Source organism: Thalassolituus sp., from assembly GCF_984348125.1.
In genome coordinates, this window is the sequence record NZ_CFHJLR010000024.1 from 1 (window position 1) to 19,173 (window position 19,173).

General features: G+C 51.6%; 19 protein-coding genes. 6 read left to right on the forward strand and 13 right to left on the reverse strand.

Translation table 11 applies throughout. The features are described from left to right. Positions 1–117 precede the first annotated feature (117 nt). From AC5E51_RS14150 to AC5E51_RS14160, 3 genes are all read right to left on the reverse strand, one after another. Positions 118–558 (reverse strand): hypothetical protein, encoded by a 441-nt coding sequence (locus AC5E51_RS14150; RefSeq protein ID WP_491778735.1) that lies wholly within the window; start codon positions 556–558, stop codon positions 118–120. A gap of 419 nt (positions 559–977) precedes the next feature. Then, entirely contained in the window at positions 978–2,342 is a 1,365-nt protein-coding gene (gene cysS / locus AC5E51_RS14155; RefSeq protein ID WP_491778750.1) for a cysteine--tRNA ligase, read from the reverse strand. A gap of 163 nt (positions 2,343–2,505) precedes the next feature. After that, positions 2,506–4,176 (reverse strand): glutamine--tRNA ligase/YqeY domain fusion protein, encoded by a 1,671-nt coding sequence (locus tag AC5E51_RS14160; protein ID WP_491778736.1) that lies wholly within the window; start codon positions 4,174–4,176, stop codon positions 2,506–2,508. A 122-nt stretch (positions 4,177–4,298) separates the two neighbouring features. On the opposite strand from AC5E51_RS14160, the gene AC5E51_RS14165 reads away from it, so the two are divergent. Genes AC5E51_RS14165 through AC5E51_RS14175 form a run of 3 tightly spaced genes read left to right on the forward strand, consistent with a single transcriptional unit; the run spans position 4,299 to position 6,452 of the window. Next, the gene (locus tag AC5E51_RS14165; RefSeq protein WP_068443159.1) at positions 4,299–4,796 is read left to right on the forward strand and encodes a peptidylprolyl isomerase; all 498 of its coding nucleotides are present in this window, start codon (positions 4,299–4,301) and stop codon (positions 4,794–4,796) included. Between the two features lie 10 nt (positions 4,797–4,806). After that, positions 4,807–5,532: a UDP-2,3-diacylglucosamine diphosphatase gene (locus tag AC5E51_RS14170; RefSeq protein WP_491778737.1), complete on the forward strand. Its 726-nt coding sequence runs from the start codon at positions 4,807–4,809 to the stop codon at positions 5,530–5,532. Positions 5,533–5,543: 11 nt separating this feature from the next. Beyond that, complete coding sequence (locus tag AC5E51_RS14175; RefSeq protein ID WP_491778738.1) at positions 5,544–6,452, forward strand: DMT family transporter; 909 nt, start codon at positions 5,544–5,546, stop codon at positions 6,450–6,452. 54 nt (positions 6,453–6,506) lie between these two features. Here the strand turns inward: AC5E51_RS14175 and murB are convergent, their stop codons facing one another. Genes murB through AC5E51_RS14215 form a run of 8 tightly spaced genes read right to left on the reverse strand, consistent with a single transcriptional unit; the run spans position 6,507 to position 14,364 of the window. Further along, a complete protein-coding gene (gene murB / locus AC5E51_RS14180) occupies positions 6,507–7,532 on the reverse strand; it encodes a UDP-N-acetylmuramate dehydrogenase (RefSeq protein ID WP_491778739.1) in 1,026 nt (341 codons plus the stop codon). After that, entirely contained in the window at positions 7,532–8,017 is a 486-nt protein-coding gene (locus tag AC5E51_RS14185; protein WP_068434726.1) for a low molecular weight protein-tyrosine-phosphatase, read from the reverse strand. The genes murB and AC5E51_RS14185 overlap by 1 nt, the downstream gene beginning before the upstream one ends. Further along, on the reverse strand, positions 8,014–8,223 hold the full coding sequence (locus AC5E51_RS14190) for a Trm112 family protein (protein ID WP_068434729.1): 210 nt from the start codon (positions 8,221–8,223) through the stop codon (positions 8,014–8,016). The genes AC5E51_RS14185 and AC5E51_RS14190 overlap by 4 nt, the downstream gene beginning before the upstream one ends. Then, complete coding sequence (gene lpxK / locus AC5E51_RS14195; protein WP_491778740.1) at positions 8,216–9,175, reverse strand: tetraacyldisaccharide 4'-kinase; 960 nt, start codon at positions 9,173–9,175, stop codon at positions 8,216–8,218. The genes AC5E51_RS14190 and lpxK overlap by 8 nt, the downstream gene beginning before the upstream one ends. A gap of 2 nt (positions 9,176–9,177) precedes the next feature. Next, the gene (gene msbA / locus AC5E51_RS14200; RefSeq protein ID WP_491778741.1) at positions 9,178–10,923 is read right to left on the reverse strand and encodes a lipid A export permease/ATP-binding protein MsbA; all 1,746 of its coding nucleotides are present in this window, start codon (positions 10,921–10,923) and stop codon (positions 9,178–9,180) included. A 4-nt stretch (positions 10,924–10,927) separates the two neighbouring features. Continuing rightward, the gene (locus AC5E51_RS14205) at positions 10,928–11,350 is read right to left on the reverse strand and encodes an ExbD/TolR family protein (RefSeq protein WP_076517940.1); all 423 of its coding nucleotides are present in this window, start codon (positions 11,348–11,350) and stop codon (positions 10,928–10,930) included. Continuing rightward, positions 11,347–11,982 carry a MotA/TolQ/ExbB proton channel family protein gene (locus tag AC5E51_RS14210; RefSeq protein ID WP_068444293.1) on the reverse strand — a complete coding sequence of 212 codons (636 nt, stop codon included), beginning with the start codon at positions 11,980–11,982 and terminating at the stop codon, positions 11,347–11,349. Before AC5E51_RS14210 ends, AC5E51_RS14205 begins: the two co-directional genes overlap by 4 nt. A gap of 33 nt (positions 11,983–12,015) precedes the next feature. Continuing rightward, complete coding sequence (locus AC5E51_RS14215; protein WP_491778742.1) at positions 12,016–14,364, reverse strand: DNA internalization-related competence protein ComEC/Rec2; 2,349 nt, start codon at positions 14,362–14,364, stop codon at positions 12,016–12,018. Between the two features lie 57 nt (positions 14,365–14,421). On the opposite strand from AC5E51_RS14215, the gene AC5E51_RS14220 reads away from it, so the two are divergent. After that, a complete protein-coding gene (locus AC5E51_RS14220) occupies positions 14,422–14,958 on the forward strand; it encodes a DUF2062 domain-containing protein (protein ID WP_068444287.1) in 537 nt (178 codons plus the stop codon). On the opposite strand, the gene AC5E51_RS14225 is transcribed toward AC5E51_RS14220, so the two are convergent. Together AC5E51_RS14225 and AC5E51_RS14230 are read right to left on the reverse strand one after the other, a co-directional pair. After that, on the reverse strand, positions 14,946–15,626 hold the full coding sequence (locus AC5E51_RS14225) for an ABC transporter ATP-binding protein (protein ID WP_491778743.1): 681 nt from the start codon (positions 15,624–15,626) through the stop codon (positions 14,946–14,948). The two genes, AC5E51_RS14220 and AC5E51_RS14225, sit on opposite strands and share 13 nt — an antisense overlap. Continuing rightward, positions 15,619–16,860 carry a lipoprotein-releasing ABC transporter permease subunit gene (locus AC5E51_RS14230; protein ID WP_068444281.1) on the reverse strand — a complete coding sequence of 414 codons (1,242 nt, stop codon included), beginning with the start codon at positions 16,858–16,860 and terminating at the stop codon, positions 15,619–15,621. The genes AC5E51_RS14225 and AC5E51_RS14230 overlap by 8 nt, the downstream gene beginning before the upstream one ends. 199 nt (positions 16,861–17,059) lie before the next feature. On the opposite strand from AC5E51_RS14230, the gene AC5E51_RS14235 reads away from it, so the two are divergent. Together AC5E51_RS14235 and AC5E51_RS14240 are read left to right on the forward strand one after the other, a co-directional pair. After that, complete coding sequence (locus AC5E51_RS14235; protein ID WP_297532524.1) at positions 17,060–17,689, forward strand: hypothetical protein; 630 nt, start codon at positions 17,060–17,062, stop codon at positions 17,687–17,689. A gap of 188 nt (positions 17,690–17,877) precedes the next feature. Then, the gene (locus AC5E51_RS14240; protein ID WP_297532526.1) at positions 17,878–19,149 is read left to right on the forward strand and encodes an alpha/beta fold hydrolase; all 1,272 of its coding nucleotides are present in this window, start codon (positions 17,878–17,880) and stop codon (positions 19,147–19,149) included. Positions 19,150–19,173 lie beyond the last annotated feature (24 nt).

Genomic DNA, 19,173 nt, shown 5'->3' on the forward strand with positions numbered 1-19,173 from the left:
ACTGCACCTCTTTAATGAACAGAAAAAACTGTCCATGAAAGTGGTTACAGATCAGGGCGCAAAAGGCGCGCAGCGAATTTTTTGGTCCGAGTTAATTTTCCTTGTTAGGGCAGCTCATTAGAAAAAAATTCCTAGAAGAAACAAGCCTGCAATAAACCCCACCAAGACGTGAATCCACAATATCTCTTGTTCAGTTTGAGTCTTTTTTGATGACTCCGCTCGTTCGGATTGAATAATTGATTTATCAATCTCTGGCAACTCTCTTTGACAAAATCGGCAGATGATGGCCTCTGCCTTAACTTTTTCCGCACAGAACGGGCATGTTATTGTCGGTGAGCTTTGATCTACGGCCTGTTGGTTTTTAGCCGCCAATCCGAAGAATATCGCACCAACTACAGCCATTACTCCAGCGAAAATGATTATGCTCAGCCTTTCGTTGGCAAGCCAAATGTTGTGGACGCGACCACCAAGTCCAGACGATACAGATGTATCCATGCTGAGCCCGACGAGAAATGCTATTGCGCCTACAGCCAGCAGAAATGAGCCAAATTCTTTCATTTGATACCCTCGTATCGTTTTAGAAAAACTTCCATATTAGTCAGATTGCATTGGCCTAACAGCTTGTTAGTGTGCGTGCGCGTTTATCCTGGGACACTCTTTCGAGGTTTCTAGGATAACTCATTGACTGCATTGAAGAATCTTCCATAACTTAAACCTCCCTTCCAGAAAAACGCGCACGCCTGTTATTTCGATAGCGCTGCGCACATAAACTTGTAAACCAAGTTTGTAACTATCTGATTAATAGAAGGTTCACCGTACTACCCTGCGGCAAAACGCGCAAGCTCGAGTGTAAAGCGTGCCAGATTTCCGCGAATCTCGGAAATATACTGTTGCTATACACAGTACATCTTTACATTCATGAGATACAAAAACGCCGGGCATTGCCCGGCGTTCAGATGTTGCGTCATTACCTTACTTCACGACTTCGACCAGGTCGTCCCTTCCGGTCCGTCTTTCAGCACAATGCCTTTAGCAACCAGCTCATCACGTACAGCGTCTGCTGTCGCAAAGTCTTTGGCTTTTTTGGCTTCTGCACGCTTCTGGATCATTTCTTCGATCCATTCCGCTTCATCACCAGCACCCGACTGTAGGAAGCTTTGCGGATCAGACTGCAAGCAGCCCAAGACACCGCCCAGATAACGAAGCTGGCCTGCCAGTGCGGCCTGCTCTTCGCCTGATGCTTTGTTCAGGTCACGCACCAGATCAAACAGCACGGCGATAGCAACCGGCGTATTGAAGTCATCGTCCATCGCTGCGTGGAAGCGTGCGCTGTAGTCGTTGTCGATATCGCTGACAGAACCCACTTCAACACTCAGCAGTGCATTGTAGAAGCGTTCGAGTTTGGTCTGCGCTTCTTTGAGGCTGTCTTCTGAGTAGTTAATTGGGCTACGGTACTGGCTCGACAGCAGCAGGAAGCGCACAACTTCTGCCGGGTACTTGTCGAGGATTTCACGAATGGTGAAGAAGTTGCCCAGTGATTTAGACATCTTTTCACCATCGACACGCACTGCCCCAGCATGCATCCAGGTGTTGACGTATTTTTTGCCGGTTGCTGCTTCTGACTGAGCGATCTCGTTCTCGTGGTGCGGGAATTTAAGATCCGGACCACCACCGTGAATATCGAAGGTATCGCCTAAGCAGCAGGTCGACATCGCAGAACATTCGATGTGCCAGCCCGGGCGACCAATACCCCATGGCGAATCCCAGTGCGGCTCTTCTGGCTTAGCCGACTTCCAGAGTACGAAGTCAAGCGGGTCTTCTTTAACGTCGCCCACCTCTACACGGGCGCCGGCTTCGAGTTCATCAAGAACCTTACCCGACAGCTCGCCGTAACCTTCAAACTTACGAACACGGTAATACACGTCACCATTATCAGCAGCGTAGGCAAAACCCTTTTCGATCAGAGTTTCAACCAGCTTAATGATGTCACCGATGTGTGCGGTGGCTTTTGGCTCTGCGTCTGGCTTTTCGATACCGAGCAACTCTGAGTCTTTGTGCATTTCTGCGATAAAGCGCTCAGTCAGTGCGTCAAAGGCTTCGCCATTTTCGTTAGCACGCTGAATGATTTTGTCGTCGATGTCGGTGATGTTACGGATGTAATTCACATCGAAACCGCGATGGCGCAGATAACGCGCAATAACATCAAACGCGACCATGACACGGGCATGCCCCAGATGACAGAAATCGTAGACCGTCATGCCACACACGTACATGCCGACCTTACCGGGTACGAGGGGTTTGAATTCTTCTTTCTGTCGGGTCAGGGTGTTAAAAATCTTCAGTGTCATGTTTTTTCCGATAGCTAAATTTGAGGCTTTAGTTGCCGGTTAATTTTGGGCGTTTACGACGCCGAAAATACAAGGCGAAGGGCGCATCAAAAAACGGAGTTTACTAGAGTAAATGAGTATTTTTGAGGCGCACTTCAACGCTGTAGTTTCAAGGTAGTTAGCCCAAAAGGGCTTTGTCTTCGCGAAGACCGATAGTTAAATTGAAGATCGGTTTTTCAGCGGTGTAATCAAAACGATCAGCAACATAGTAGCCTTCGCGCTCAAACTGAAAGTTTGCCTCAACATCCACTTCTGCAAGTGCCGGTTCGATCAGTGCAGTAACAACACTCAAAGAATCTTTATTCACGTGATCCATAAAGTCGCCCTCGCCTTTGTCTGGCGTCGCGCTGGTGAAGAGTCGCTCGTACAGACGCAGTTCGGCTTCTTTGTGATCGGTGGCCGACACCCAATGAACAACACCCTTCGGATTTACGCCGTCTTCCGGGTTTTCACCAAGGGTATTCTCAATCAGCTTCGCCTTCACGAGCGTGACATTGCCATCGGCGTCTTTCTCGTAATCGGTTGCTTCAATGACATAAGAGAAACGTAGACGGATGCGTTTGCCCGGACAGAACTTCTTCTTGAACTTCTTGCTGTACTCTTCTTTGAAGTCGTCCTGATCAATAAAGATTTCACGCGTAAATGGCATCTCACGCTCGCCCAGGTCCAGCTCTGGGTGGAACGGCGCTTTGAGCATTTCTTTGTGATCTTCAGGAAGATTTTCTATTACCACTTTCAATGGCTTGAGTACGGCCATGGCCCGAGGTGCATTCTGGTTCAGGTCGCTACGCAACGCGTGCTCCAGCATGGCTACATCTACCATGCCATCACTGCGGGTTACGCCAATCATGTCGCAGAAGGTGCGAATTGAGCTTGGGGTAAAGCCACGACGGCGCATGCCGGAGATCGTCGGCATACGTGGATCATCCCAGCCAGCAACCACGCCTTCATCGACCAGGAACTTAAGCTTACGCTTAGACGTTACCGTGTAGTCGAGGTTCAGGCGGCCGAATTCGTACTGTTTAGGCTGCGCGGGTACCGGCAGGTTTTCAATGAACCACTCGTACAATGGGCGGTGATCTTCGAATTCCAGCGTGCATACGGAGTGCGTGATGCCTTCAATCGCGTCTGACTGGCCATGAGTAAAGTCATAGGTCGGATAGATGCACCACTTATCACCGGTCTGGTGATGGGTGATCTTACGAATGCGGTAGATGATCGGGTCGCGCATATTCATGTTCGGCGACGCCATGTCGATCTTAGCGCGCAGAACTTTTGCACCTGTATCGAACTCACCCGCTTTCATACGAGCAAACAGGTCGAGATTCTCTTCGACAGTACGTTCGCGATATGGGCTGTTCTTACCCGGTTCGGTCAGCGTACCGCGATATTCGCGCGCTTCTTCGGCGTTCAGGTCACAGACATAGGCCTTGTCGGCCTTGATCAGCTCAACCGCCCAGTCGTGCAGCTGGTCAAAGTAATCAGAGGCGTAGTGAATGTCGCCCTTCCACTGATAACCAAGCCAGGTGATGTCGTCTTTGATCGCATCAATGAATTCCTGGCTTTCTTTCTCTGGGTTGGTGTCATCGAAACGCAGGTTACATGCGCCATCAAACTGTTTGGCAACGCCGAAGTTGAGGCAGATAGATTTCGCATGGCCGACATGGAGATAACCATTTGGCTCTGGCGGGAATCGGGTCTGCACCGATTGTACGCGCCCGGCATCAAGGTCTTCCTGAATGATTTTGGCGATGAAATTATTACTGGTGTTCGATGTCGTATCAGTCATATTGGTCCGTATCTGTACAGAAACGATAGCCGCCCCATGTCGGGCCGTGGAAAAAGGCGGTATTATACGCGCCGAAAGCCCGTAAGGGATACCCGAACACACTATTTGAGCTGAGAGAAATCATGATCCTGCTGAAAACCAACTTTGGTGACATCAAAGTCGAACTGAACCACGAGAAAGCTCCTAAAACTGCCGCGAACTTCGAGCAGTACGTTAAAGATGGCTTCTACGACGGCGTTATCTTCCACCGCGTCATCGACGGTTTCATGATTCAGGGCGGCGGTATGGAGCCTGGCATGAAAGAGAAGGCGACTCGCGAGCCTATCGAAAACGAAGCTGACAACGGCCTCAAGAATGAAGTTGGCACCCTGGCGATGGCCCGCACTATGGACCCACACTCTGCCAGCGCGCAGTTCTTTATCAACGTTGCTGATAACGCCTTCCTTAACCACACCAGCAAAGACATGCAGGGTTGGGGCTACGCGGTATTCGGTAAAGTAACTGAAGGCATGGATGTGGTAAACCGCATCAAAGGCGTGCGCACTACGATGGCTATGGGCCACCAGGACGTACCTGCGGAAGACGTAATCATCGAGAAAGCTGAAGTCATCGCTGACTGATCCGGTTTCTATGACGCATTACTTTATTTCTGACCTGCATCTGCAGGGCAATCGCCCAGCCATGTCCGAAGGCTTCTTCGGACTGCTGGACCGGCTCAAAGGCGCAGAGACACTGTATATTCTCGGCGACTTCTTCGAAGTCTGGATCGGTGACGATTACACCGACGCTCTGGTTGAACGCATTCAAACCTCACTGAAAGCTCTCGCAGATCAAGGCGTAAAGATTTTCTTTATGCACGGTAATCGCGACTTTCTGATGGGCGATGTATTTGCCAACGCCTGCGGCGCGGAGATGCTCGCTGAGGGTACGGTTATTACCGTTGGCGATCAGCAAGCGCTGCTGATGCACGGTGATAGCCTGTGTACACGTGACGTTGCTTACATGAACATGCGACAGCTGTTCCGCAACCCTGAGTGGCAGGCAGATCTGTTGAGCAAGTCGATCGAAGAGAGACTGGCCATTGGTCAACAGGTCAGGTCAGAGAGCAAAGCTGGCCAGCAGATGAAAGCGGACGACATCATGGACGTCACCCCCGAAGAGGTCGACAAGGTGATGGATGATGCGAGTGTAAACCTGCTGATCCACGGTCACACTCACCGCCCTGCAACTCATGACTGGGAATGTAACGGCCAGGAGCGTCAGCGCATCGTACTCGGTGACTGGGGCGACGATCACGGCTGGCTTATCCACTGGGATGAGGGCTCAAGCCCTGTCTTAGAAAAGTTCGGGTTTTAACCCGGACTTTTATGAGTTCCAACATTAGCCCCAGCGATCAAGATCACTCCCGCCCGCCTCACTGGCTTCGCACACTAGGGTTCACCGCCTTTGCAATGCTTGCCTTTGCCGGTAATTCTGTCCTCTGCCGACTGGCACTCAAAGACGAAACTATCGACCCGGCCGGATACACCCTGGTGCGGCTTATTGCTGGCGCCGTTTTCCTTGCCCTGCTCTCGTTAATCCTGTTGAAGCCCAGTCGACCGAGCCAAATCCTGAATTACGGCAACTGGCCCGCCGCAATGGCTCTGTTTATTTACGCAGCGACCCTGTCATTCGGTTACATCAGCATTGATACCGGCGCTGGCGCACTTATTTTATTTGGTTTTGTGCAGCTTTCCATGATTCTGATTGGCGTTTTTCGTGGGCATCGACTTGTGCTCACAGAATGGGCCGGCACTCTTCTGGCCTTTGGCGGCTTAAGTTATATGCTGCTGCCAGGGTCAGAAGCTCCTGAACTTGCCGGCTTCGTTCTTATGGCCATATCGGGCGCAGCCTGGGGCGTATATACCCTGATCGGGCGAGGCTCTGCGACGCCTCTGGCCGACACCAGTGGAAACTTTTTACGCTCGTGTATACCTGCGCTGATTCTGCTTTTTTACTTTTTGGGCGACGTTTACCTAACGGAAAGAGGCCTCCTGCTCGCCATCTCATCGGGCGCACTAGCATCAGGCGCTGGATATGCAGTCTGGTATGCCGTCATCAGCCACCTTCGGGTATCTCAAGCGGCGGTCGTCCAGCTCTCAGTGCCGGTCATTGCCGCCGTTGGTGGATTGCTATTCGCGGCAGAGCCCATCACCAGTCGATTCGTTATTGCCTCTCTGTTGGTGCTCGGCGGTATTGCCATCGTCACGTTTTCTAAGAAGCCTGCCCCGCAATAAGCGCTGCCGACCTGACTCAGTGCCTTGATATTCTGAATAAACTGAGCCGAAACCTCAGTCAGTAAAGAGTTGCGGCTCAGGTTCGAGGTGGACACCAAAGCGTGATTCGACTTCTGTCTGCACCAGGCTTTGCAAGCGGGCGACATCCTGTAGCTCAGCCTCCCCCGGAGCGGTCAGCACGAGCGCTTGTTTTTCATACATGGCAACGGGCCCATACGCTTTGCCTTTAAAACCACACTGCTCAATTAACCAACCTGCCGCCAACTTAGCACTCTGGGGAGAACTATGAACCGGATAAACAGGCAGTGTCGGGTGCAGGTTTTTCAGGTCTTCGGCGGTCTCAGTGCTGACAATCGGGTTTTTAAAAAAGGAGCCAGCATTAGGAATCAGCCCAGGATCTGGCAGTTTTGCCGACCGGACGCCGGACACAAAATCGATCAAATCCTGAGCAGACAAGGCATTTGGTTCGAGTGAATTAAGCGGCGCATATTCAAGATTTGGCTCAAAGAACTTATTCAATCGGAACCTGACACTACAAATAACAAAATTATTTTTCAGGCGATGTTTAAAAACAGAATCCCGATAGGAAAAATCGCAATCTGCTTTTTCAATTGTCAGCATGCGCTGTTCTGCAATACTGAACCCAGTCACAGAGACAAGAAGGTCTGACACCTCAACACCATAAGCACCGATGTTCTGCACGGGCGAGGCGCCGACCGAACCTGGAATCAGTGCAAGATTCTCAAGGCCATGGCCATACTGAATGCTTTCTACCACCCAGTCGTGCCAGCACTTCCCGGCCGCCACATCTATAACGACTGAGTTTTCATCTTCAGAAACGACCGATACCGTTTCATCTTTTGACTGAATAACGAGCCCCGGAACAAACTCAGGCATAAGGACATTGCTTCCCCCGCCGAGGACGCGGATCGCAAGGCTTTTCTGCTCTGCCCAGTGAGCAAGCGCCACAAGTTCGTCACTTGAGGTAAATGTTGCGAAGTACTCCGCACACGAAGCCAGCCTGAGCGTATTTTTATCGTGGAGTGAATAGTGTTCAGAAATGACCGGCATCTGAGACATCAGGCATCCATCTTCTGCCGGATGTCGGCCAACAAGCCGTCACAGGCGTCTTCAACCAGATCAAGAACATGACGAAATCCTGCCTCACCACCGTAATAGGGATCAGGCACTTCATGTTCGTCAAAGCTGCGTCCAAATGCACGCAGAAACAGTTTGGGCTCAGTGCCCTGACTTCCATTACTGGCATAGAGCGCTTTCAGATCGTCGAGGTTTGATCGATCCATTGCCAGAACATAATCGAAAGTTTCAAAATCTTCTGCAGAAACCTGGCGTGCACGCTGGTCTGAAATATCAACGCCCCGCGCGAGTGCCGCCTGCTGAGAGCGCGGGTCTGGCGTTTTACCGATATGCCACCCTGCTGTTCCCGCAGAGTCGACAAAGACCTGATCATTCAGACCCTCACTCTCCAGCAGCCCCAGCATGACGCCGTGCGCCGTTGGAGAGCGACAGATATTGCCGAGGCAAACAAACAGTACCCGGATCATTCGGCTGGTTTCACCGCTTTGGCTTTCTCAAGCTTTTCTTCTTCGCTCATCTTACGAGCTTCGCCTTCCAGCATTACCGGCACGCCATCCTGAATCGGATACGCTAAACCATCGAACGTACACAGAAGCTCCTGAGCTTCACGGTCGTACTTCAATTTGCCTTTACACTCAGGGCATACCAGCATGCTCAGTAATTTTTTATCCATGACGGATTGCTCCCAATCTTTTCAATAACTGCGAAATGTTTTCTTCGGCGGCTTCCGACGGTACGGCGCTCACCCGAAGAAATCCAGAATTTGGTAGTTCAAAGTGACGACATTTTACCCAGTCTTTCTCTGTCATGACGACGGGTAAATCATCATTAAATACGAGGTCGTCTTTTACAAACGCGTGATGATCGGAAAATGCATGCTCTACAACATCAGCGCCTAACTGCCGGAGCGTGGTAAAAAAGCGCGCTGGGTTTCCGATACCGGCAACAGCGTGAACACGCCTGCCTTTCAGGCTCTCAGGCGCCAGCTCAACCGAACCAACGAAATAACCTGTCGGCTGCACCGTGAAGTCAACGCCATTTACCAGGTGCAGATCACACGTATCGATACGGGATATGGGCTCACGCAGAGGCCCAACCGGCAACTGCCAGCCATTACCAAATCCGCGCGTCGCATCACTGACAACAATTTCGGCGTCTCTGGCCATCGCATAATGCTGCAGGCCATCATCTGACAGAATCAGATCTACTTTATCTTTTAACGCGTTTACCGCACGGGCTCGCTGAGGGTCGACAACCACCGGGAGACCCAGCCCTGCCAGCAGTGCAGGCTCATCACCCGACTGCGCAACCGGTGTATCTGTATCAACAATCAGAGGGTATTGCTCTGCACGACCGCCGTACCCGCGAGACACGACACCGACGCGAATTCCCTGCTTTGCGGCGAGCCCGGCGAGCAAGGTGATCAACGGCGTTTTTCCGGTTCCGCCGATGGCAATATTGCCAACAACGAGTACCGGCGTGTCTGCCGGGGTTGCCGGAAAAATCTGATATTTAGCACGCCGAAGCGCACTGATCAGAACAAACAGGCACCAGAGCGGCAGCAACCAAAGATTTCCCAGCGCACGGCCGTACCAGTTTTTCTCTATATGGGCCGCCAACCCCACGATCACTCTTCCTCTGCAAATTGCAGCTGATGAAGCTGAGCATATGCGCCCTGCTGATTAAGAAGCTCCTGATGCGGGCCAGATTCAACGACCTGTCCATCATCAATCACAACGATCGTGTCGACGTTTTCAATGGTGCTCAGGCGATGGGCGATAACCAATGTGGTACGGCCCTTCATGACTTCTTCCATCGCTGCCTGGATGTGTCGCTCAGACTCTGTATCCAGGGCCGAAGTGGCTTCATCCAGAATAAGAATTGGGGCATTTTTGAGAATGGCCCGTGCGATTGCCAGACGCTGACGCTGACCGCCCGAAAGCATGACGCCATTTTCACCGACCTGTGTGTCATACCCTTCCGGAAGCTTCTCAATAAACTCATGCGCATGAGCGGCTTTGGCCGCTGCAATAACGTCATCATCACTGGCATCAGCAAGACTGCCGTATGCGATATTCTCACGGATACTGCAATTAAATAGGGTCACGCTTTGCGACACGATGGCAATCTGCTCTCTCAGTGAATTAAGCGTCAGCTCATTGATTGGGTGGCCGTCTATGCTGATGCTGCCCGACGTTAATTCGTAAAAGCGCGGTAGCAGATTGACCAGGGTCGTTTTACCGCTGCCAGAGCGACCGACAAACGCGACCGAAGTACCGGCTTTGATATTCAGGTTGATGCCTTTGATAGCATCAGTCTCTGCTTGAGCATAACGGAAACGAGCCTCTTTAAACTCGACCGCGCCCGTGCTTTTTCCTAATTCTTTTGTGCCGGTATCCTTCTCAGTTTCAGTATCCAGCACACTAAATACAGACTCAGCAGCGGTAACGCCTTTCTGAATAACCGAGTTGACGTCAGTGAGCGCACGAAGAGGTTTGGCGATCAGAGACGCAGCAGTAATAAACTGGAGAAATTCACCTGCGTCCATGGTGCCACTGGCCACACGCTGAAACATCAGATAAATCATCACCCCCAGGCCGGTAGCAATAACCTGCTGAGACAAAGGGACGTTGATCGCATTCGTTAACGCGAATTTCATCACCTGCTTGCGGTTTTCATTGCTTGCTTTCAGAAACCGCTGTTCCTCAACCGAGGTGGCATTATAGGTACGAACCTCACGGTAACCGCTGATCGATTCGTTGGTAACCTGAGTTACCTGGCCCATGGATTTCTGGATGCGACGACTGTAACGGCGGAAAAATTTACTTGCTAAAGAAACGAGACCACCAATCACTGGAATAACGACAAGAAAGATCGCCGTCAGAGTGTAATCCAGCCAGATCAGATACCCCATCAGAAGAGTCACTGTGAGACCTTCCTGAACCACCGTCGTCAACGCTTTGGTGCTGGCGCCGTTGACCTGCTCAACATCAAAAATAACCCGTGATATTACGCGCCCACTGGATTCATTATCATAATATTGGCTGGGCAGACGCAGCATACGATTGAACAGCTGGGTACGCAGTGCATGCACAATTTCACGCCCAACCAAGGCCGTAAAATACTTACCAAGAAAGGTACCGATACCACGAAAGAGGTAAACAGCAAAGAGCGCAGATACCAGAAGGAAAATATTCTCCTGCGTTGGCTCATTCAGGGTTTCTTCAACAACACCCATTAAATGAGCAAGCGCCGGAGCAGAAGCCGCAAACATCGCAAAACCGATGATACTCAGCAAAAAGTACCACTTCTGCGGCCCCAGGTAGGTCAGCAGGCGCTTATAAATAGCGCCTGCAGTTGCTTCAGTAGCCATAGTTTCAGTCACCACCGGCAGATTTGCGTGTCGTAATGCTGAGGTTAATTAACCCGAGCTGACCTGCCGCATCCATGGCGCGCACAACAGATTCATGAGACGTTCTGGCATCCGCTGAAATAACAACGGGGGCGATTTCACGTCCGTCTAAGATTTTTTCAATGGCACGCTTAAGAGTTTCTACCTTGGTATTCACCAGAGGTTGGCCATCAATACTGTACTCTCCGCTCTCTGAAATCAGTATCTCAATCGCTTTCGGCGGTTGGCCTGTCTCTTCCGAGCTGGACTCCGGCAAGCTGATGCTGAGATGATTTTCTTTCGTGAATGTCGTCGACACCATAAAGAAAATCAGCAACAGGAATACGATATCAATCAGAGGCGTCAGATTAACTGTTACCTCTTCTTTCGACTGACGACGAAAATTCACCCAGCGTTCTCCGGAGCGTCTGCTACTTCACGCTCACCGTGAAGTACATCAACGAGTTTCAGCGCTTCCTGCTCCATGTAAACGACAATTTCGTCGACACGGCGTTGCAGTATGCGATGACAAATAAGCGCCGGAATCGCAACAACCAGACCTGCTGCCGTGGTGATCAGAGCTTCCGAAATACCACCTGCCAGCAAATTAGCCTGACCAGTACCCTGAGCCATAATTTCAGCAAAGACCTTAATCATACCGATCACTGTACCGAGCAGGCCCATCAGCGGTGCGACGGCTGCGACAGTACCAAGAGCATTAAGATAGCGCTCCATTTCATGGATCTCGTGCGAAGCCACCTCTTCAATGCTCTCTTTCATGATCTGGCGACCATGTCGGGAGTTGATCAAACCGGCTGCTAAGACGTTACCTAACGGACTGGAATCTTTCAGAGACCGGATTTTCGCCGAGTCTAACTGTTTATTTTTCATCCAACCCCAAACCTGCGACAGCAGATTAGGCGGCGCAATTTTACCCGGACGTAGCGTCCAGAAACGTTCTACGGTAATCGCGAGTGCCAATACAGAGGCGATGATAATTGGCACCATCATCCAACCACCACTCTGGATGATCTCAAGCATGTCCAGCGTCTCCTGCCAGTTTTTGTTTGCGCGCTACTCTAGCACATGGCCGTGAAGTGAAAAATCCCTTTCCGCGTCGGGTGATACGTGCCAACGAGGCATCCACTGGGCGCGCATGAGTTTTATCTGCCCTTCTGGTGTTATTTCGATCAACCCAGACGTTGCTGTATTCACGTAAGGCAGCCCTTCCCGAACTATGCGGCCTATTACATCAGGGTGAGGATGATTGAAGCGATTGCGATAACCTGCACTAAAAACAACCACCTGAGGCTCAACGGCTTTCAGCCACATCGAGCTGGTGCTGCTGTTACTTCCGTGATGACCCGCGATCAGGATATCGGACTTAAGCCGCTCAGCGTCGTCCGCAATTAAAGCCCGCTCAACCTTCGAGTCAGCATCGCCAGGGATCAGGATGCGATACCCTGACCAGTGCAAACGGACCACACAACTCTGGTTATTATCGCGATCCCTCACGCGCTCAGGAACCGGAACAAACTCGATGCGCATTTTTGCGTCAAGGACGACTTGTGCTTCGTTATTCATTGAGCTCAACGCATGGCAGTTGATCTGATGCTTTAAACCATGAAGCTGCTGCCCGACATAGAATCGCCCAACTGAAACAGCTTCCAGAATATCCCGAGTGCCCCCGGAGTGGTCATTATCCGAGTGAGAAACAATAAGAACGTCCAGATGATCGATTCCTTTCTGACGCATCAAAGGAAGAACAGCGGCGCTCGCTACCGAAAAGGAATCAGAATACGCAGGGCCTGTATCGATCAGTACCGACGTTACACCATCGCTGGCGAGTATCGCCTGCCCCTGCCCGCTATCTACAACCCATACGCCAGAAGCCTGAGAACCGATGCCACCGGAGGTAAAGAACATCAGTCCGTATATTGCAGATACACAGGCAGGAAGCGCCCACGATCGACCCGCCCAGATCCACGCTAAGACAGCGACTGCAAGTACCCCCAGTGTTGAATTGCCATGCAAGTTCAACGACGGCAATTCAGGCAGACCGTCGAGCAAGCCCCAGAATAAGCTAACAGAGAAAGACAGAGCCGGATCAGCCCATGAACTCAATTGCGAGGCACTCAATAGTGATAGCGGGAGGATTATCAAAGTCACCAGCGGTATAGCGAAAAAGTTCGCAATTAGGTGGCCCAGCGTCACCTCCTGACCGAAATAGAGCATAACCGGCAACATAGCGAACAGAATCAGAAGCTGAGGAGTTAGCAGTGCAGAAACACGCGTCGAACGTCGCCCTTCAAAGAAGAATACCAACGCTGCAACCGCACAAAATGAATACCAGAATCCCGCCTGGGTCCAGCTGAGGGGGTTAATGATCATGATAACCAGCGCCGCCATAAGCAACAAAGACGCGCGTCGTACTCGCATTGGTAGCTTCCAGATGGCCAGGGCAACGGCAAACATAAACCACGCTCTGATTAAGGAAATCCCCGAGCCCGCCAGCAGCACGTACGCGGCTGTCACCACAAGTGCGCAGGCGACAGGCAAAGCACGAAGCCCTACAACCGATCGATTCACCGGGAGTAGTTCAAAGAGTAGTGCCAACAACCGAGCGACTAAGGCCCCAAGAACCAACGCCATCACTCCGATCATGCTGACGTGCAGACCACTGACGACCAGCAGATGCAGCGTGCCGCTGTCCCTCACCCTCCGCCATTGTTCAGCTGAAAAAGCAGCCTTATCTCCGAACACCAACCCCTTAACCCAGGCAGATGATTCTGGCGTCAAGCCAGCCAACGCAACCTGCTTTATCTTATCCGCCAGACCAGAGCCGAGCAGGACGCCGGGCGCTACACTCTCTACCTGCTCGCCGCGAGTCAGGTAGCCAGTCGCATCGATCTCCTGGAACATCATACTGGCGACATAGTCGTAGCTGAGACCATTGGCATAGCTGCGTGGCGGCTTAAGTCGGGCGATGCCCTTCAGGCAGGCTCCTGTCATAAGCCAATCCGGCGCATCAAACCAACTTACCCGCACAGAACGGAGGCCATTTATTGAGAGCGAATTGGCGTGTAGTTCGAGAAGAAACCTGGCCCGGGATCTTGAAGCTGAGAGGTTCTGTCGATCAACCTCGCCGACAATGCAGCCTGTGACAGAGACATCCTGACCGTATAAAACATCAGGCAAGCGGTGCCCAAGCTGGGCATCGGTAAATCCACTCCCCCATAGCAGTGACAAAGCGAGAGCGCCGGACGTAAAAATAATTTCCAGGCCAGAATTGCGAGCCCTGGCAATGACAACCATTGCCAGAGAGCAACTCACAATGGCAGCAGATATCAAGGCTGCCGATGACATTGGTATGAGTGTCCCTGCAAGCAAAGCCGCAAGGCATCCCAGAAGGGTCAGATTCATTGCCACTCCATGGCGTAATGTGCATAATTCAGCCGCGATCAATGAACGGCGACCAGCATGCCCAAAAAGCTTTTAAAACGATTTTTCCCGTCGCCGGAACAGGTCCAGCGAAAACGCTCCCTGCGTTTCCTGTCACCACTCTTCAGCAAGCCCAACCTCTGGCACGTTAACCGCCGAGCTGTGGCCCGCGCTTTCCTGATCGGTGTGTTCACAGCGTTTCTGCCATTACCCTTTCAGATGGGGATCGCGGCGTTCCTTGCTTTCTACATCAATGCGAATGTGCCGATCTCTATCGGCCTTGTCTGGATCAGCAATCCGGTCACTATTCCACCGATCTTTTACGCCACTTACTTGCTTGGCGCTCAGATTCTGAACGCAGACCCGCTGGACTTTAACATCGAATTATCAATCGACTGGGTTCTGAATAATCTGGCCGATTTCTGGGCGCCGCTCTTTGTCGGCTCACTGGTCGCAGGCATTTTCCTGAGCGTTATCGCCTACTTTGCGATCCATCTGGTATGGAGACGCCATGTCAGCAAGGCATGGGAAAAACGCAAGCGCCTGCGGCAGCAAAGAGCGCTTCAGTCAGACTGAAGGCGCCCTTCTATCAGGTGGTACACCCGATTCATTCTACGAGCCAGAGCCTGATCATGCGTCACCGTGATAAACGCGGTTTCGGCATCCGTACGTAGCTCTGCCATCAATTGCTCAACCTCTGACGCCGTTCCCTGATCCAGGTTTCCTGTTGGCTCGTCCATCAGGACGAGCTTCGGACGCGTCACGAGTGCCCGGGCAATGGCTGTCCGCTGTCGTTCACCACCAGACAACTCTGAAGGTTTGTGAACAACACGACTTCCAAGGCGCAGTCTCTCAAGGCTATCCGTTGCCCGGCGCTTAGCTTCAGTGCGCGACACACCACCAAGCAGTAGTGGCATCATCACATTCTCGAGCGCTGAAAACTCAGGCAACAGATGATGAAACTGATATACAAAACCTACATCCTGATTACGCAGTTTCGTCTTTTCGTGCTCGGTGAGCTGACTTAACTTACGCCCGCAGATCTGAACGTCCCCCGCATCCATATCATCCAGACCACCAAGAACGTTCAGAAGTGACGTCTTGCCTGAGCCCGACGCCCCCACGATAGCAACAGAATCTCCGGCATCCACCGTAAGATCGATACCCTCCCAGACCGTGACCGCCTGTGGGCCACTGGTGTAGGTCTTTTTCAGGCCTTCAGCGACAAGGATTGGATTACTCATAACGCAGGGCCTCCGCAGGCTGGACGCGCGACGCCCGGTAAGATGGGTACAGGGTAGCGAGGAAGCTGATGGTCAGCGATGCAGACACAACGATCAGAACATCAGACAGCTTCAGCTGACTCGGCAAGTACGAAATAAAGTAAACATCTGCATTCAGAATCTGGAACTGAAACAGTCTTTCCAGCGCCGCAATCAGATCTGAGATGGTCAATGCACCAATAATCCCGAGCGTTGTGCCAAGAAGAACCCCGACCACGCCAATAGACAGGCCCTGCACCATAAAAATACCCATTATGGTACGCGGGGTGGCGCCCATTGTGCGCAAGATCGCGATGTCCGCCTGTTTGTCGGTGACCACCATGATCAGTGTGGAGATAATATTGAAGGCTGCAACCGCAACAATCATCAGCAGTAGCAATCCGATCATGGTCTTCTCCATACGAATCGCCTGGAAGAGGTTGCCGTGTGTACGGGTCCAGTCGGTACCACTGTAGCGGCCATCCAGCTGCCCGACGATTTCCCAGATACCTGCTGGTGCATCAAACAGATCATCAAAGCGTATGCGCAGAGACTGAACCTCTGCGTCAATGCGACCCAGTTTGCGGGCATCATCAATATTGATAACAGCAAGATTCGAGTCCAGCTCAGCTCCGACTGAAAATATCCCTGTGACAGTGACGCGCTTAATACGCGGGAGAACACCCGCTGGAGACAAGGTCGCCTCGGGCAACATCATGGTGATTTTATCGCCCATGCCTACTTTCAGGTGCCTCGCGAGAAGCTCACCGATCACTACGCCGAACTCACCCGGCTGCAGCGACTCAAGCTCACCTTCTGTCATATGCTGAGGAAGGATAGATACACGCTCTTCGACGCCGGGCTCAATGCCGGTGATCATTACCCCCTGCACCCGACCGCCATAACCAAGCATCCCCTGGAGCCGGGTTAGAGGTGCTGCCGCGGCAACGCCCGGCAGGCCCTCAACACGCGTTGCCAGAACTTCCCAGTCCTCAATGCCTCCATATTTATAGAGCACTGCATGAGGCACCATACCGAGGATGCGTTCCCTCAACTCACGGTCGAAGCCATTCATCACGGAGAGAACGAGGATCAGAACCGCCACACCGAGCGTCATGCCGATCATCGATGACATTGATATAAAAGAAATAAAGTGATTTCTGCGTTTCGCGGCCAGATAACGCAGGCCAATCCAGAGGGGGATATTGGCTCTCATAGGGACTACAACCAGTGATAATAAAGCGTGCGCGCAAGTGTGCCCTAAGTTGTACCCGTGTTCCAGCTTACAGAGAGCTTACCGTTCAGATTCAATTGTTAACTGAAAGGCCTGAAATGCGGCACTGCTGACGCTAATGTACGCTTGTAACTCTGCGGCATTCCTCTAGGATTAGTAAAACATCAATGGGAGTCTCATCATGAAAGATATCAATAACTTCTCAGTCCTCGCCGGCGCCGTGCTGAGCCTCTCTATCGCTGCATCTCCTCTCACATTCGCCGAAATCACCGAAATTCCGGCTGAAGAGATGACCGAGTCCTACATCCGCGATACCACCGTGATTGTGCGCAAGAAGGCGCCTACTCAACAGAATGAGCGTCGCAGCATTATTCGTGTATCGCCACTTGAAGACGACTTTTCTGAGGGCGAATCCACGTCGCAGTCCACGATTGATATGCGTGAGCAGTATGAGGCGATACCTTATGACATGACGGCTCAGTCAGAATATGAGTTCGCGCGTATTTCTCAGACGATTCCTGATACGCCTATTTATGATCACGACAAGTTCGTTAATGAGACGAGACTTCGCGATGCACTGGGGCTCGACGAAGGCACTCCGATCGATTACGAAAACCTGAGTCTTTCAAACGCGGTGTACCCAGACGGTGCGGTCCCACCATCCGAGCTTGCTATCAACCCGTATTCATTCGAAATCGTTATTCCGAACGCCGGGAACCTGGCGCCAGAATCGCACTCTACTCCTAACGGAGATTTTGATATTGACGTGACGCCTGACGAGATCCGGTTTCAATTTAATTCGCCACGTTAAGAAATGTGACGAGAGCAACAATTTTTTTCACCGACCCACTCGACTCGCGTTACATTTTTTAAAATAACCATATAAATCAATAAGTTATAAAGACTTCAATGTAACGTAAAGAAAACATACAAGTGTGGCATTCTGTCTATAAGTGCGATAGAGTGATCACACTATAAGAATGAAGAGTCGACACCATCATGCAGTTTGCCAACTACTCCCCAGCAGCGTTAAAGCAAGCACCAAACATCCAGATGATTGGTGACTATAAGGTTGAGTTTGTTGCCTACGAAAGTGAGGGCAACATGGATAAGTCGCCAGTCATGTTTCTTGGTGGTGCTTTCCAGAGCTTTTCTTCGTTCCGTAACGAAGTTGAGCAAATGCTTGAGCACTGCCCTGTTATCCTTGCAGACTTCCCTTCTCAGGGTGGCAACGACCAGCTTGCGCCTGAACTCGATATGGAAGACTTCGCAGACCTGATCGCGGGTTTCCTGACGTCACAGGGTGTAAGCAAGGTTCAACTGATGGGTGTGAGCTATGGCTCTGCAATGGCGACTCTTTTCGCATCTGCTTACCCGCAGATGATCGACCGTCTTCTTATTTCTGGTATCACCTGCTTCCGTCGCGAAAGCCTGATCACACTGCTTGAAGATTCACTCAAGCTACTCGACAGCGGCGACATGGATGCCTTTGCAACCACAGCCGTCTGCAACCTGATCAATCACAACCGCATGGAAGACACTCAGATCGGCGCAACCTATCGTCGTCTTCTGTTCCGTCAGATTGCTCGTCTGAATGATAATGAGCGTCAGCGTTACGCTCAGAACACACGCCGACTGCTGCGTTTCCAGGGCTTTAAGTCGTTCCCGACCTGCGAAACCCTGATTGCGACTGGCGAGTTCGATAATTTCACCCTGCCGCAGGAAAACGCTGCGGTAGCACGTCAGTGCGTTAACGGTAAGTTTGCTGTTATCCGTAACGCTGATCACCTGGCACAGTTCGAACAGAAATCTGCTTCAATGGAAGTCGTATGTCGCTTCATGAGCGGCCAGTCACTCGAAGGTATCCAGGGCGTCGACCTGTATGACCCACAAGCGTACGACTTCGCCAACCAGCGCCTGCAAGCTCGTCTGCGCCCAATGGAGCAGCCATACAGCCTTCACGACAAGGCCACTGGCAAAGAACACACTGTACGCATCAGCAACATTAACTTCAGCGGTTGCGAAATTGAGCAGATCAACATGGATATGACGCTGAACGAGTCGTCTGATCAGCTCTGGCTGGAAATTCCAGAAACGGGTCACACTTACCATGTTCGTGTTCTGGGTAAAGACAAAAAATCCTTGCGTTGCTTGTTAATGCAACGCGAAATGAAAGGTGCAGAAGCCCTTTTGAACTATCTCCAGGACCACCTGCTGATGGTCCGTGAAGATCAACCAACAGTTGAGGAAGTAGCAGGCCAACTGGCCTGAAACTGAGTGCACGGCAGGACTGCC